Below are 14,354 nucleotides of genomic sequence, written 5' to 3' on the forward strand. Positions count from 1 at the left end.
CCGCGGCCCGGCTAGCGGTTCAGGCACCCGCCTTCACCGGCCGACCGTGCCAGCGCAGCACCAGATAACGCCCGACGAAGCACAGCACGCCCGACACGCCGATCGTCATGCCCATCGCGAACGGCGTGCCGTCCGCGAGTGCGCCGATCGCGACGCTCGCGAGCGCGCCGAGCGCGAGCTGCATCGCGCCGAACACCGCCGCCGACGCGCCCGCGTTGTGCGGATAGCGGTGCATCAGGTCGGTCGTGCAGTTCGCGGACAGGATCCCGACCACGCCGACCACGAAGAACAGGCACACGACGATCGACCACAGCCCGCCCCACCCGGTCAGCGCGACGAGCGCGACCGCGAGCGACGCGACGGCGCTCACCAGCGACGCGGCCGCGATGATGCGCAGCGAGCCGATGCGGCCGACGAGGCGCGTGTTCGCGAAGTTGCCGATCATGATCCCGACGACGTTCAGGCCGAACAGCAGCCCGTAGTGTTGCGGCGATACGTGGAAATACTCGATGTACACGAACGGCGTCGCGGTAATGTACGAGAACATCGCCGCGAACGCCATCCCGCCGCACAGCATGTGCCCCCACGCGACCGGGTCGGACAGGATGCGCCCGTACGACGCGAACGACGCGAGCACGGCCGTGCTCTTGCGCCGCTCCTTCGGCCAGGTTTCGGGCACGCGCAGGTAGGCGGTCGCCGCGCATACCGCGCCGAACACGGCCAGCACCACGAACACGCCGCGCCAGCCGGAAAAACGCAGGATCTGGCCGCCGATCAGCGGCGCGAGCAGCGGCCCGACCGCGGTGACGATCGCGACCATCGACAGCACCTTCGCCGCATCGCTCGGCTCGTGCGCATCGCGGGCGATCGCCCGCGCGAGCACCGACGCGGCGCCGGCACCGAGCGCCTGCAGGAAGCGCACGACGATCAGCATGTCGATCGAGCCCGACACGAAACAGCCGATGCTCGCGAGCGTGAACAGCGCGATGCCGCCGAGCAGCACGGGACGGCGCCCCCACGTATCGGACAGCGGACCGTACAGCAGCATGCCGACCGAGAAGCCGGCCATGAAGCTCGTCAGCGTGCGCTGCGCGGCGCCGGCGCTGACGGAAAAGCCGTCGGCGATCGACGGCAGGCTCGGCAGGTACATGTCGGTGGCGATCGGACCGCAGGCGGCGAGCGCACCGAGCAACAGGATCAGCCGGGCATCGGGCCGGCGCCGGACGACGTGAGACATGGGTATCCGGAATGGAGCCCGCGCGCATCGCGGCGCGCGTGGCGGTGAAGACGGGAGGCCGCGCCACGGATGGCGCGTTCAGGCCCATGATTGTACGCGCAACTTTTTTGCGCGCCTCCGGCCGCGTACGATGGCGGGCGCGCAAGCGGATTCGATTAAGCTTGCCGCTCTCGTCCGATCATTTGAATGCCCGACCGAACCGATGACCGCTTTCCTGCTGATCTGGAGCCCCAAGAAATGGCCGTGGCCCGAGCTGCCCGACGTCGCCGCGCGCGTGAAGGCCGGCGAGGCCGTGCATGATGTGTGGGGCTGCGGCTTCGCACGCGGCATCCTGCCGGGCGACCGCGTGTTCCTGCACCGCGTCGCGAAGGAGCCGAAGGGCGTGTTCGGCTCCGGCTACGTGACGCGCGCGCCGTACGAGGTGCCCGATTCGTCGACGAAGCGCGGCTACCGGCTGTGCATCGACTTCGTCTACGACTGGCTGGTCGATGCACACCAGGACGTCGTGATCGCGCGCGACGCGCTGCGCGTCCACCCGTATTCGGTGCAGACCTGGGACGCGCAGTCGTCCGGCACGTCGATCAAGCCGATGGTCGAAGGTCCGCTCGAGAAACGCTGGGCCGAACTGACCGGCAAGCGCAAGCCGCCGCGCTAGCCGGGGCGGGTGCCGGAACGAATCGGGCCCCCGTTTCCGGCCCAGGCCGGCCCCCGCGCGCCGAAAGGCCGCACAAGCGCCGGCGGGCCTGCCGCGCGCGTCTCCGGTACAATCAGACGATCGTTCCGCCCAGGCGCCGCGGCCCGTGCACAGCCCCCGCGCCCTTCTCTCGCAGGTTTCGCTCATGTCCAACAATCAGATCCTCTTCGAACGCGCCCAGAAGACCATTCCCGGCGGCGTCAACTCGCCGGTGCGCGCCTTCCGTTCGGTCGGCGGCACGCCGCGCTTCGTCGCGCGCGCGCAAGGCCCGTATTTCTGGGATGCCGACGGCAAGCAGTACATCGACTACATCGGCTCGTGGGGCCCGATGATCGTCGGCCACGTCCATCCGGAAGTGCTGTCGGCCGTGCAGAACGTGCTCGCCGACGGCTTCTCGTTCGGCGCGCCGACCGAAGCCGAGATCGAGATCGCCGAGGAAATCTGCAAGCTCGTGCCGTCGATCGAGCAGGTGCGGATGGTGTCGAGCGGCACCGAGGCCACGATGAGCGCGCTGCGTCTCGCACGCGGCTTCACGGGCCGCAGCCGCATCGTCAAGTTCGAGGGCTGCTACCACGGCCACGCGGACAGCCTGCTGGTCAAGGCCGGCTCGGGCCTGCTGACGTTCGGCAACCCGACGTCGGCCGGCGTGCCCGCCGACATCGCGAAGCACACGACCGTCCTCGAATACAACAACGTCGCCGCGCTCGAGGAAGCCTTCGGCGCGTTCGGCGACGAGATCGCCGCGGTGATCGTCGAGCCCGTCGCGGGCAACATGAACCTGGTGCGCGGCACGCCCGAATTCCTGACCGCGCTGCGCGCGCTGTGCACGAAGCACGGCGCCGTGCTGATCTTCGACGAGGTGATGTGCGGTTTCCGCGTCGCGCTCGGCGGCGCGCAGGCGTACTACGGGATCACGGCCGACCTCACCTGCCTCGGCAAGGTGATCGGCGGCGGGATGCCGGCCGCCGCGTTCGGCGGCCGCCGCGACATCATGGCTCACCTCGCGCCGCTCGGCGGCGTCTACCAGGCCGGCACGCTGTCGGGCAACCCGATCGCGGTCGCCGCGGGCCTGAAGACGCTGCAGCTGATCCAGGCGCCGGGCTTCTACGACGCGCTCACTGCGCAGACGAAGCGGCTCGCCGACGGCCTCGCGGCGGAAGCGCGCGCGGCCGGCGTGCCGTTCGCGGCCGACTCGATCGGCGCGATGTTCGGCCTCTACTTCGCGGAGCGCGTGCCGACGAGCTTCGCGGAAGTCACGAAGAGCGACACCGGGCGCTTCAACCGCTTCTTCCACCTGATGCTCGACGAGGGCGTGTACTTCGCGCCGTCGGCCTACGAGGCCGGCTTCGTGTCGAGCACGCACGACGACGCGGTGATCGACGCGACGCTCGCGGCCGCGCGCCGTGCGTTCGCGGCACTCGCTGCCTGACCCGGGGCCGCGCGCATGTTCTCGGATATCGATTTCGCCCACATGCAGCGCGCGCTCGCGCTCGCCGCGCGCGGCATGTATACGACGGCGCCGAACCCGCGCGTCGGCTGCGTGATCGTCAAGGACGGCGACGTGATCGGCGAAGGCTTCACGCAGCCGGCCGGCCAGGATCACGCGGAAGTGCAGGCGCTGAAGGATGCACGCGCACGCGGATACGACGTCGCGGGTTCGACCGTCTACGTGACGCTCGAACCGTGCAGCCATTTCGGCCGCACGCCGCCGTGCGCGAACGCGCTGATCGAGGCGCGCGTCGCGAAGGTCGTCGCCGCGATGGAAGACCCGAACCCGCAGGTGTCGGGGCGCGGCCTCGGCATGCTGCGCGACGCGGGCATCGACGTGCGCTGCGGATTGCTCGCGCATGAAGCCGGCGAGCTGAACATCGGTTTCGTGTCGCGGATGACGCGCGGCCGCCCGTGGGTGCGGATGAAGGCCGCCGCGTCGCTCGACGGCCGCACCGCGCTGCCGTCCGGCGAAAGCCAGTGGATCACCGGCGAGGCCGCGCGCCTCGACGGGCACGCCTGGCGTGCGCGCGCCTGCGCGATCCTGACCGGCATCGGCACCGTGCGCGAGGACAATCCGCTGCTGACCGTGCGCGGCATCGACACGCCGCGCCAGCCGCAACGCATCCTCGTGGACAGCCGCCTCGACCTGCCGCTCGACGCGCGGCTGCTCGAGGGCGCCCCGCTGCTGATCTTCTGCGGACGGCTCGACGCCGGCGGCGAAATGCGCGCGAACGTGCTGAAGTCGCGCGGCGCCGAAATCGTGCCGCTCGCGAACGCGCACGGCAAGGTCGACCTGCCGGCGATGCTGGCGGCGCTCGGCGCGCGCGGCGTCAACGAATTGCATGTCGAGGCCGGCCACAAGCTGAACGGCTCGCTGCTGCGCGAACAGTGCGTCGACGAATTGCTCGTCTATCTCGCACCGAGCCTGCTGGGCACCGACGCGGCCGGCATGTTCGACCTCGCCGCGCCGGCGCATCTCGATGCGCGCACGCGACTGTCGTTCCACGGCGTCGAGCGGATCGGCGACGACCTGCGGATCCTCGCGCGTGTCGCGCCGCCCGACACGCGTCACTGAACGAAACCGTCACGATGTTCACCGGAATTGTCGCGGCCGTCGGCCGCATCGAATCGATCCGTCCGCTCGGCACGTCCGCCGACGCCGGCGTGCGCCTGACCGTGCAGGCCGGCGGGCTCGATCTCGCCGATGTCGCGCTCGGCGACAGCATCGCGATCCAGGGTGCCTGCATGACGGTGATCGAGAAGACCGACACCGCGTTCGACGTCGACGTGTCGCGCGAAAGCCTGAACCGCACGGTCGGACTCGCCCAGCCCGGCGAAGTGAACCTCGAGAAGGCGCTGCGTGCGCACGACCGCCTCGGCGGGCACATCGTGTCGGGCCACGTCGACGGCCTCGGCACCGTGTCGCGCTTCGCGCCGGTCGGCGAATCGCACGAACTGCGCATCGTCGCGCCGCGCGAGCTCGGCCGCTATCTCGCGTACAAGGGGTCGATCACGGTCAACGGCGTGAGCCTGACCGTCAACACGATCGACGATCGCGCGGACGGCTGCGAGTTCTCGATCAACCTGATTCCGCATACGGTCGAGGTCACGACGCTGCGCCATGTGAAGGCCGGCGACAAGGTGAACCTCGAAGTCGACATGATCGCGCGCTATGTCGAGCGGATGCTGTCATCGTCGCAGGGCGCGCATCAGGACTGATCGCAGCGGCCACCGTCGAAGCGGCGGCTGACGGCCCGACATCCGGATATCGGCAGTCACCGTTTTTCGACATCCTGCACGGCCCTCATCCGCCGGCATTCCGCCGGCGCTCACGTATCCGCGCCGCCTCCGCCCGCCCGCACCAGAATCGTGTCGAGCAGTTGCCGGACATGCGCCCGTGCCGCGCGCTCGGCGCCATCCGCATCGCGCTTCGCGATCATGTCGAACACCTGCCGGTGTTCGGCGACGTTCCCGCCCAGCCGCTCCCAGTCGTCCATCGGGCTCGCACCGCCCGCACACATCGTCTGCACCTGCGCGTACAGCGCCCTGAGCGACGTCGCGATCGTCGTATTGCGCGCGGCGGCGAGCAGCCCGTGGTGGAAATCGAGGTTGGCGACGCGGTATGCGCCGCCGTCGCGGCGGTCGACCGCGCGGGCCTGCCGCACCAGCGCTTCGTCCAGCGCTGCGCGCTCGTCGGGTGTCATGCGCTGCGCCGCCAGGCGCGCGGCCATGCCTTCGAGCGCTTCTCGCGCCTCGAAGATGGCCACGACCCGCGCGCGGTCGAACGCGATCACGAACACACCCTGGCGCGGCACGACCTGCAGCAGCCCCTCGGCCTCCAGACGCGAGACCGCCGCCCACACGGGCGAGCGGCTGATGCCGAGATCGCGCGACAGCGCTTCGATGCTGATCTTCTCGCCCGCCGCGAAGCGCGCTTCGTCGACCAGCATCTCCCGGATCGCCCCGTAGGCGTCGCGCCCCAGGGTCGTGCGCTCGAGTGCGGCGCGCGTCATGCCGGCCGCCGGCGACGTGCGATGTGGAGCCCCTTGCCGACCGGCACGATCGTCGTGTCGAACTCGCGCGTCGCGTCGACCGCGGCGAGATAAGCGGCGATTTCATCCGGATGGGACAGTGCGTTGTCGGCGACGAGCAGCGCATCGGCCGTCAGCTTCGGCAACAGGTGCGCCAGTTGACGCGGCGCGCTCACGCGGTCGGCATCGAAGAATACGCAATCGAACGGGCCCGTCACGGCCGCGCAGACCTGCGTCGCCTCGCCTTCGATCACCTGCGCCCAGTCCTGCAGCGACGCCGCGCGCAGGTTGGTCCTCGCCTGCCCGGCCTTCTCCGGCGAACACTCGACGGTGACGAGCGGCTGCCCGTCCGTTTCGCGCAGCGCATGCGCGAGCCAGATCGCGCTGTAGCCGTTGGACGTGCCGATTTCGAGCATGCGCCGGCGCCGCGCGCCGGTGACGAGCAGGTACAGCAGCTCGGCCGTAGGCAGTTCGAGGTTGAGCATCTTGCGGCTGCGGTCGGCCATCCGCGCGTCGTTTTCCTGGCCGAAGGACGCCAGCCGGGCAAGGACGGCCGACGCGGCACTGTCGAGTTCGATCATGCAGGTCTCCGTTGCTTCATATTTCGTGTTTCGTGTTTCATGATACGACAATTTCCGGATCGCGGCGCGATACCCGCGAGGGCCGCGATTCCGGCGTGCCTGAAACCGCGCCAGCGGGACCGGCGGCCATTCGGTTTGAGGACTCCCGGCCGAATGGCCAACGACGCGCACGGGCCGTGCCGTCGCGCTAAGATGCGTCGACAGCGGTTTCAACGCCGCCACGCACGACGCGCCGCACACCGGCCGCCCCTCTTCCCACAGGAGTCGTTCCCATGTCCATCTCGATGTACCAGGCCTCGCTGCCCGTCCTGATCCGCGGCCTGACCAACCTGCAGCACATCCTCGGCAAGGCGCAGGCGCACGCAGCCGAGAAGCAGATCGATCCGTCGGTGTTCACCGGCGCACGCCTCTACCCGGACATGCTGCCGCTCGTCCGCCAGGTCTATATCGCGACCGATACGGCGAAGGGCTGCGCCGCACGGCTCGCCGGCACCGAGATCCCGAGCTTTCCCGACGTCGAGCAGACCTTCGACGAACTGCACGCGCGCATCCAGAAGACGATCGACTACCTGAAAGGCTTCGACGCCGCGCAGATCGACGGCAGCGAGACGCGCCAGATCGTGCTGAAGATGCGCGTCGGCCCGATCGAGTTCACCGGCCAGTCGTACCTGCTGAGCTTCGTGCTGCCCAATTTCTTCTTCCACGTGACGACCGCCTACGACATCCTGCGCCACAGCGGCGTCGAGCTCGGCAAGCTCGACTACCTCGGCGGACGCGACCAGCACGCGTGACGCGCGGCCGGGATCCGCCCGGCCCGCCACCGTCCGCACCCGCGCGCCGGTCACGCGCGGCGGCCCGCCGGGCCCGCCGCACAGGCCGCCCGCGACACGTTCCGGGGCCCTTGCCCGACGCGCGCGGCCCATGCCAGCCGAAACGCCGTCCGGCTGGCGTAAAATACGCACTTTCCTCTTTCTCGCCCCCTTATGACGCTCGCCTCCACGCTCGACATCATCGCCGAGCTGAAAGCCGGCCGGATGGTGATCCTGGTCGACGAAGAAGACCGCGAAAACGAGGGCGACCTCGTGATCGCCGCCGAATTCGTCACGCCGGAAGCGATCAACTTCATGGCCAGGTACGGCCGTGGCCTGGTTTGTCTGACGTTGACGCAGGAACGCTGCAAGCAGCTGCACCTGCCGCTGATGACCTACCGCAACGGCACGCAGTACGGCACCGCGTTCACGGTCAGCATCGAAGCGGCCGAAGGCGTGACGACCGGCATCTCGGCCGCCGACCGTGCGCACACGATCGCCACGGCGGTCGCGCACGACGTGCGCCCCGAGCACATCGTGCAGCCGGGCCACGTATTCCCGATCATGGCGCAGCCGGGCGGCGTGCTCGTGCGTGCGGGCCACACCGAGGCCGGCTGCGACTTCACCGCGCTCGCGGGCCTCACGCCGGCCGCGGTGATCTGCGAGATCATCAAGGACGACGGCACGATGGCGCGCCTGCCGGACCTGATCGAGTTCGCGAAGGAACACAACCTGAAGATCGGCACGATCGCCGACCTGATCCAGTACCGCAGCCGCACGGAATCGATCATCGAGCGGATCGCCGAGCGCACGATGCAGACCGCGCACGGCACGTTCCGCACGGTGCTGTACCGCGACCAGCCGAGCGGCTCGCCGCACATCGCGCTGGTGCGCGGCACGCCGTCGCCCGACGTCGATACGCCGGTGCGCGTGCACGAGCCGCTGTCGGTGCTCGACCTGCTCGAGACGGGCGTGTCGACGCACTCGTGGACGCTCGACGCCGCCATGCGCGACATCGCGGAACGCGACCTCGGCGTGATCGTGCTGCTCAACTGCGGCGACACCAAGGAACACCTGATCGACGTCTTCAAGGCGTTCGACGAGGAAGAAAAGGCGGCCGCGCTCAAGCGCCGGCCGGTCGATTTCAAGACGTTCGGCATCGGCGCGCAGATCCTGCGCGATGTCGGCGTCGGCAAGATGCAGGTGCTGTCGAATCCGCGCAAGCTGGGCAGCATGTCCGGCTACGGCCTCGAAGTCACGGGCTTCATTCCGATGCCCGGCGGCGAAGCCAAGTCCTGCCCGGCGTCCAACGCGTAACCCGCCACGGCGCTTTCGCCCTATAACCGTTCATCCACACCACGGACAAGATCATGGAAATCGGACAATACCAACCGAATCTCGAAGGCGACGGCCTGCGTATCGGCATCGTGCAATCGCGCTTCAACGAGCCGGTGTGCAACGGCCTCGCCGACGCATGCGTCGAGGAACTGGAACGCCTCGGCGTCACCGGTGAAGACGTGCTGCTCGTGTCGGTGCCCGGCGCGCTGGAAATCCCGCTCGCGCTGCAGAAGCTCGCCGAAAGCGGCCAGTTCGACGCGCTGATCGCGCTCGGCGCGGTGATCCGCGGCGAGACCTACCACTTCGAACTCGTGTCGAACGAGAGCGGCGCGGGCATCACCCGCATCGGCCTCGACTTCAACCTGCCGATCGCGAACGCGGTCCTGACGACCGAAAACGACGAGCAGGCCGTCGCGCGCATGACCGAAAAGGGTCGTGACGCCGCACGCGTCGCCGTCGAGATGGCCAACCTGACGATGGCCCTCGACCAGCTCGGCGACGACGAGGACGAAGAGGAAGACGAAGACGACGAAGAGGAGCGCGCATGAAGAAGAGCGCCCGCCGACAATCGCGCGAGCTGGCGACGCAAGGCCTCTACCAGTGGCTGCTGTCGAACGCGTCCTCCGGCGAGATCGACGCGCAACTGCGCGGCGCGCTCGGTTACGACAAGGCTGACAAGGAGCTGCTCGACGCGATCCTGCACGGCGTGATCCGCGAGCACGCCACGCTCGTCGACGCGCTGACGCCGTCGCTGGACCGTCCGATCGACCAGCTTTCGCCGGTCGAACGCGCGGTGCTGCTGATCGCGACGTTCGAGCTCACGCACCACGTCGAAACACCGTACCGCGTGATCATCAACGAAGCGGTCGAACTCGCGAAGACGTTCGGCGGCTCCGACGGCTACAAGTACGTGAACGGCGTGCTCGACAAGCTCGCCGCGAAGCTGCGCCCTGCAGAAACGCAGGCACGCCGCAACGGCTGACACCGTTGGTCTGTTCACGGGCGCGCAAGCGCCCGTTTTTCATTCTTTCTCCCCTCCGCCCTGCCCGCCGATGAATACCACCGCCGATTCGCTCGTCACGCTCGCCGCACGCGTCGACGCGATCCAGCCCTTCCATGTGATGGAACTGATGAAGGAGGCACAGCGGCTCGAGTCCCTTGGACGCGATGTTATCCACATGGGCATCGGCGAGCCCGATTTCACCGCGCCGGAGCCCGTCGTCGAAGCGGCCGCGGCCGCGCTGCGCCGCGGGGTCACGCAGTACACGAGCGCGCTCGGCATTGCGCCGCTGCGCGAGGCGATCGCCGCCCACTATGCGCGCGCGTACGGCCTCGCGATCAGCCCGGAGCGGATCGTCGTGACGGCCGGCGCATCGGCCGCGCTGCTGCTCGCGTGCCTCGCACTCGTGGGCCGTGACGACGAAGTGCTGATGCCCGACCCGTCGTATCCCTGCAACCGGCATTTCGTCGCGGCGGCCGAAGGCCGCGCGGTGCTCGTGCCGAGCGGCCCGGACGCGCGCTTCCAGCTCACCGAGAACGATGTCCGCACGCGCTGGGGCGACCGCACCCGCGGTGTGCTGCTCGCGTCGCCGTCGAACCCGACCGGCACGTCGCTCGAACCGGACGAACTGAAGCGGATCGTCGAGGCCGTGCGCGCCCGCGGCGGTTTCACGATCGTCGACGAGATCTACCAGGGGCTCAGCTACGACGCGGCGCCCGTGTCGGCACTGTCGTTCGGCGACGACGTGATCACCGTGAACAGCTTCTCGAAGTATTTCAGCATGACGGGCTGGCGGCTCGGCTGGCTCGTCGTGCCGCCCGCACTGGTCGGCACCTTCGAGAAGCTGTCGCAGAACCTGTTCATCTGCCCGTCCGCGCTCGCGCAGCATGCAGCGCTCGCGTGCTTCGAACCGGCCACGCTCGACCTTTATGAAGCGCGCCGCCTCGAATTCAAGCGCCGCCGCGATTTCATCGTGCCGGCGCTCGAAAGGCTCGGCTTCACGGTCCCCGTGATGCCCGACGGTGCGTTCTACGTGTATGCGCATTGCGGCGGCGTCGCCCATCCGGCAGCCGGCGACAGCGCCGCACTCACGCAGGCGATGCTGCACGACGCCGGCGTCGTGCTGGTTCCCGGCATGGACTTCGGCGTCCATGCGCCGCGCGACTATATCCGCCTGTCGTATGCGACGGCCTACCCGCGGCTCGAAGAGGCGGTCGACCGGCTCGCGACGCTGTTCGGACAGCACTGACGCCGCGGCCCGCACACGGGCGTTTCCCCCGCCGCAAAAAGAAAAGGCACCCGGATCGGGTGCCTTTTTCATGGCCTGCCGGCCGGAACCGCGCGAAACGCGTGACGTTACGCGCCGAGCTCCGAATGATCGCCGTGCGACTGCTTCGCGGTGTCGACGCTCGCGTCGTCCTGCGGCGACGCTTCCTTCGGCGCGGCCTTCACCGACGTCGCGCTGTCGAGCGTCGCGTGCACGCGCTTTGCGCCGCCTGCCGCCGCCGTCACGGCGGCCGTGACGATCGGCTTCGCCGGCTGGGCCGGTGCCTGCGGTGCATTGATCGGCACGCTGCGGCCGCGCGCGACGTCGCGCAGGCGGCCGCGCTCGGCCATCACCTTCGAACCGTAGCCGTTGTCGTCGGGGTTCGTCGAACCGTTGTACATGCGCAAGCCGTTCGCGAGCGAGCCGCCGCGTGCGATGCAGTCCTTCAGCACGAGCGCGCCGACCTGCAGGTTCGCGAGCGGCTGCAGCGCCGTATCGGTGCCGCCGAAATATTCGAACTTGTCGGAATGGACCTTCGACATGACCTGCATCAGGCCCTTCGCGCCGACGCCGCTTTCGGCATACGGGTTGAAGCCCGACTCGATCGCCATCACGGACAGCAGCAGCAGCGGATCGAGGCCGACGTCGCGGCCGGTCTGGAACGCCGCCTTGACGAGCTGGCCGAGCGGCTCCTGCGCGACGCGGTAACGGCGCGACAGGTAGGTCGCGACGAGCGCCTGTTCGCGGTTCGACGCCAGCGCACGATCGTCGCGCGCATCGGCAGCAACCCGCTGGGCGGGAATCAGCTTGGCCAGCGCGACCGGCGACGGGCCGTTGCGGGCCGGATCGGATGCATCGGCCTGGGCGCCCGGTGCGGCGGCTTCCGGTGCGACGTCGAGGCCGACCGCGAGCGCGTCCGCTTCAGGCGCATCTTCCTGCTGCGGCTGCGCGCCGGCAGGCGCGAAGTTCGGCAGCGGATGGCCGGACAGCAAACGGGCGGGCCCGGCCTGCACGGCCGCGGATACGACCGGCATCAGCTTCGCGGCGAGCGTGCCGCGGACGGTTGGCAGCAGCCACAGTGCAAGCGCAACCGCGACAGCGAAACAGCCGACAACGCTGAATAGATGGTGACTGACACGCGTCCCGCGACGCAGCATGTTGCGCACGATCTGCGCATGCTGCTCATTGGGACGCCACGATAACCAAGCGTTCATTCAGATCATCTCCCATGAACATGACTCGTGCGGCTCGCTCAGCTCGATGGCGAGACAGAAAACGCGCCGCGGAATCACGACGCCGCACGCCTTGGTTGGGACGTGCAGGCATCGGGGAAACGGTATAAGTACCGTTCGAGGCCACGGTGTAAGAGGGCCGGCACCTTCGCACAATGGGCGAGGCGGGCATACGCGGTGGCACCCACGCAAAAAACCAGCGTCTGGTAGCGCTGGCTGGGACTACGACTAAGGCCGTCGGATACGCCGTGCAGGATTCGGCGGACGGTGACGCGCTGCGTCAAAGATCGGTGATTGGCGGCTCGAAGCCTTTTACCCTGCAGCCAATGTGAGCGGATTCTAGCAGGGTTTTATAGATCGTCAACACTATAAAAACTCAAATCTATAACAAAAAGTAATTTGAGACGGGCCTTCAGATCGCAAATCCCGTGCCGTAGGGGGTTTGCGCGCGATCGACTTTTTTCTCTGCCGGGCGGCCGCGCGGCGGCGCGGGGTAAAATCGTCGGTCGATTCGGGGCCGCAGCCGGCCGCTGCGCCCGCCCATCGCCGCCCGTCATGCGGGCGGCCCGGACCTTCTTCATGAAATACAAAGACTTACGCGATTTCATCCAGCGCCTCGAGGCGCTCGGCGAACTGCGGCGCGTCACGCAACCCGTGTCGCCCGTACTCGAAATGACCGAGCTGTGCGACCGCGTGCTGCGCGCCGGCGGCCCGGCGCTGCTGTTCAACGCACCGACCGGCCATGCGTTTCCCGTGCTCGGCAACCTGTTCGGCACGCCGCGCCGCGTCGCGCTCGGGATGGGCGTCGATGCGGGCGACGACGCCGCGCTCGATTCGCTGCGCGATCTCGGGCGCCTGCTCTCCGCGCTGAAGGAACCCGATCCGCCGAAGAGCCTGAAGGATGCCGGCAAGCTGCTGTCGCTCGCGAAGGCCGTGTGGGACATGGCGCCGAAGTCGGTATCGTCGCCGCCGTGCCAGGAGATCGTCTGGGAAGGCAACGACGTCGACCTGAACAAGCTGCCGATCCAGACCTGCTGGCCCGGCGATGCGGGGCCGCTCGTCACGTGGGGCCTGACGGTCACGCGCGGGCCGAACAAGTCGCGCCAGAATCTCGGCATCTACCGCCAGCAGCTGATCGGCCGCAACAAGCTGATCATGCGCTGGCTCGCCCATCGCGGCGGCGCACTCGACTTCCGCGAGTTCGCGCTGCGGAACCCCGGCAAGCCGTACCCGGTCGCGGTCGTGCTCGGCGCCGATCCGGCCACGACGCTCGGCGCGGTGACGCCCGTGCCCGATTCGCTGTCCGAGTACCAGTTCGCCGGCCTGCTGCGCGGCAGCCGCACGGAGCTCGCGAAGTGCCTGACGCCCGGCGTCGACACGCTGCAGGTGCCCGCGCGCGCGGAAATCGTGCTCGAAGGCTTCATCCATCCGCAGGAAGGCGCCCCTGCGCCCGCGCCTGCCGGCGCACCGCCGCGCCCGGCCGGCAACGCGTCGGCCGCGTACGAGCACGCGCTCGAAGGCCCGTACGGCGATCACACCGGCTATTACAACGAGCAGGAGTGGTTCCCGGTGTTCACCGTCGAGCGCATCACGATGCGCCGCGACGCGATCTACCACTCGACCTACACGGGCAAGCCGCCCGACGAGCCCGCCGTGCTCGGCGTCGCGCTCAACGAAGTGTTCGTGCCGCTGCTGCAGAAGCAGTTCTCCGAGATCACCGACTTCTACCTGCCGCCCGAAGGCTGCAGCTACCGGATGGCCATCGTCCAGATGAAGAAGAGCTACGCGGGCCACGCGAAGCGCGTGATGTTCGGCGTGTGGAGCTTCCTGCGGCAGTTCATGTATACGAAGTTCATCGTGGTCGTCGACGAGGACGTGAACATCCGCGACTGGAAGGAAGTGATCTGGGCGATCACGACGCGCGTCGACCCCGTGCGCGACACGGTGATGGTCGACAGCACGCCGATCGACTATCTCGACTTCGCGTCGCCGGTGGCCGGTCTCGGCTCGAAGATGGGGCTCGACGCGACCAACAAGTGGCCCGGCGAGACGAATCGCGAATGGGGCCGCCCGATCGAGATGGACGCGGCCGTGAAGGCGCGCGTCGACCGGCTCTGGCAGGAGATCGGCCTCTGACGCCATGCGGCCGGCGCGCGCCGGCCCGTGCCTCGCCA

Annotated in this window: 14 protein-coding genes; 10 read left to right on the forward strand and 4 right to left on the reverse strand. The window is 68.8% G+C overall.

The window, feature by feature from the left end:
• Positions 1-19: 19 nt before the first annotated feature.
• Complete coding sequence (locus tag HWX00_RS17345) at positions 20-1,237, reverse strand: Bcr/CflA family multidrug efflux MFS transporter (RefSeq protein ID WP_175027370.1); 1,218 nt, start codon at positions 1,235-1,237, stop codon at positions 20-22.
• A gap of 202 nt (positions 1,238-1,439) precedes the next feature.
• On the opposite strand from HWX00_RS17345, the gene HWX00_RS17350 reads away from it, so the two are divergent.
• From HWX00_RS17350 to HWX00_RS17365, 4 genes are all read left to right on the forward strand, one after another.
• Positions 1,440-1,892 (forward strand): hypothetical protein, encoded by a 453-nt coding sequence (locus HWX00_RS17350; RefSeq protein ID WP_049034495.1) that lies wholly within the window; start codon positions 1,440-1,442, stop codon positions 1,890-1,892.
• Between the two features lie 184 nt (positions 1,893-2,076).
• Positions 2,077-3,360: a glutamate-1-semialdehyde 2,1-aminomutase gene (gene hemL, locus HWX00_RS17355; RefSeq protein ID WP_034187335.1), complete on the forward strand. Its 1,284-nt coding sequence runs from the start codon at positions 2,077-2,079 to the stop codon at positions 3,358-3,360.
• 15 nt (positions 3,361-3,375) lie between these two features.
• A complete protein-coding gene (ribD, locus tag HWX00_RS17360) occupies positions 3,376-4,497 on the forward strand; it encodes a bifunctional diaminohydroxyphosphoribosylaminopyrimidine deaminase/5-amino-6-(5-phosphoribosylamino)uracil reductase RibD (protein ID WP_175027369.1) in 1,122 nt (373 codons plus the stop codon).
• Between the two features lie 14 nt (positions 4,498-4,511).
• Positions 4,512-5,141, forward strand: coding sequence for a riboflavin synthase (locus HWX00_RS17365; protein WP_034187333.1), 630 nt, complete (start codon positions 4,512-4,514; stop codon positions 5,139-5,141).
• A 110-nt stretch (positions 5,142-5,251) separates the two neighbouring features.
• On the opposite strand, the gene HWX00_RS17370 is transcribed toward HWX00_RS17365, so the two are convergent.
• The gene (locus HWX00_RS17370) at positions 5,252-5,935 is read right to left on the reverse strand and encodes a GntR family transcriptional regulator (protein ID WP_124607799.1); all 684 of its coding nucleotides are present in this window, start codon (positions 5,933-5,935) and stop codon (positions 5,252-5,254) included.
• Complete coding sequence (locus HWX00_RS17375; RefSeq protein ID WP_175027368.1) at positions 5,932-6,534, reverse strand: O-methyltransferase; 603 nt, start codon at positions 6,532-6,534, stop codon at positions 5,932-5,934. The genes HWX00_RS17370 and HWX00_RS17375 overlap by 4 nt, the downstream gene beginning before the upstream one ends.
• Before the next feature lie 272 nt (positions 6,535-6,806).
• Here HWX00_RS17375 and HWX00_RS17380 point away from each other — a divergent pair, with 272 nt between their 5' ends.
• From HWX00_RS17380 to HWX00_RS17400, 5 genes are all read left to right on the forward strand, one after another.
• Positions 6,807-7,325: a DUF1993 domain-containing protein gene (locus tag HWX00_RS17380; protein WP_034187331.1), complete on the forward strand. Its 519-nt coding sequence runs from the start codon at positions 6,807-6,809 to the stop codon at positions 7,323-7,325.
• 192 nt (positions 7,326-7,517) lie between these two features.
• Positions 7,518-8,660 carry a bifunctional 3,4-dihydroxy-2-butanone-4-phosphate synthase/GTP cyclohydrolase II gene (ribBA, locus tag HWX00_RS17385; protein WP_034187330.1) on the forward strand — a complete coding sequence of 381 codons (1,143 nt, stop codon included), beginning with the start codon at positions 7,518-7,520 and terminating at the stop codon, positions 8,658-8,660.
• Positions 8,661-8,713: 53 nt separating this feature from the next.
• The gene (gene ribH / locus HWX00_RS17390; protein ID WP_006476661.1) at positions 8,714-9,229 is read left to right on the forward strand and encodes a 6,7-dimethyl-8-ribityllumazine synthase; all 516 of its coding nucleotides are present in this window, start codon (positions 8,714-8,716) and stop codon (positions 9,227-9,229) included.
• Entirely contained in the window at positions 9,226-9,663 is a 438-nt protein-coding gene (nusB, locus tag HWX00_RS17395) for a transcription antitermination factor NusB (RefSeq protein ID WP_034187329.1), read from the forward strand. Before ribH ends, nusB begins: the two co-directional genes overlap by 4 nt.
• Positions 9,664-9,733: 70 nt before the next feature.
• Positions 9,734-10,930: a pyridoxal phosphate-dependent aminotransferase gene (locus tag HWX00_RS17400; protein WP_059557162.1), complete on the forward strand. Its 1,197-nt coding sequence runs from the start codon at positions 9,734-9,736 to the stop codon at positions 10,928-10,930.
• A 107-nt stretch (positions 10,931-11,037) separates the two neighbouring features.
• On the opposite strand, the gene HWX00_RS17405 is transcribed toward HWX00_RS17400, so the two are convergent.
• Positions 11,038-12,162 carry a lytic transglycosylase domain-containing protein gene (locus HWX00_RS17405; RefSeq protein ID WP_034187327.1) on the reverse strand — a complete coding sequence of 375 codons (1,125 nt, stop codon included), beginning with the start codon at positions 12,160-12,162 and terminating at the stop codon, positions 11,038-11,040.
• Between the two features lie 597 nt (positions 12,163-12,759).
• Between HWX00_RS17405 and HWX00_RS17410 the strand changes: the two genes are divergently transcribed.
• Positions 12,760-14,316, forward strand: coding sequence for a UbiD family decarboxylase (locus HWX00_RS17410; RefSeq protein ID WP_034187326.1), 1,557 nt, complete (start codon positions 12,760-12,762; stop codon positions 14,314-14,316).
• Positions 14,317-14,354: the final 38 nt, after the last annotated feature.

Origin of the sequence: Burkholderia seminalis DSM 23518 (genome assembly GCF_902832885.1) — a bacterium.
In the GTDB taxonomy this organism is placed as follows: domain Bacteria; phylum Pseudomonadota; class Gammaproteobacteria; order Burkholderiales; family Burkholderiaceae; genus Burkholderia; species Burkholderia seminalis.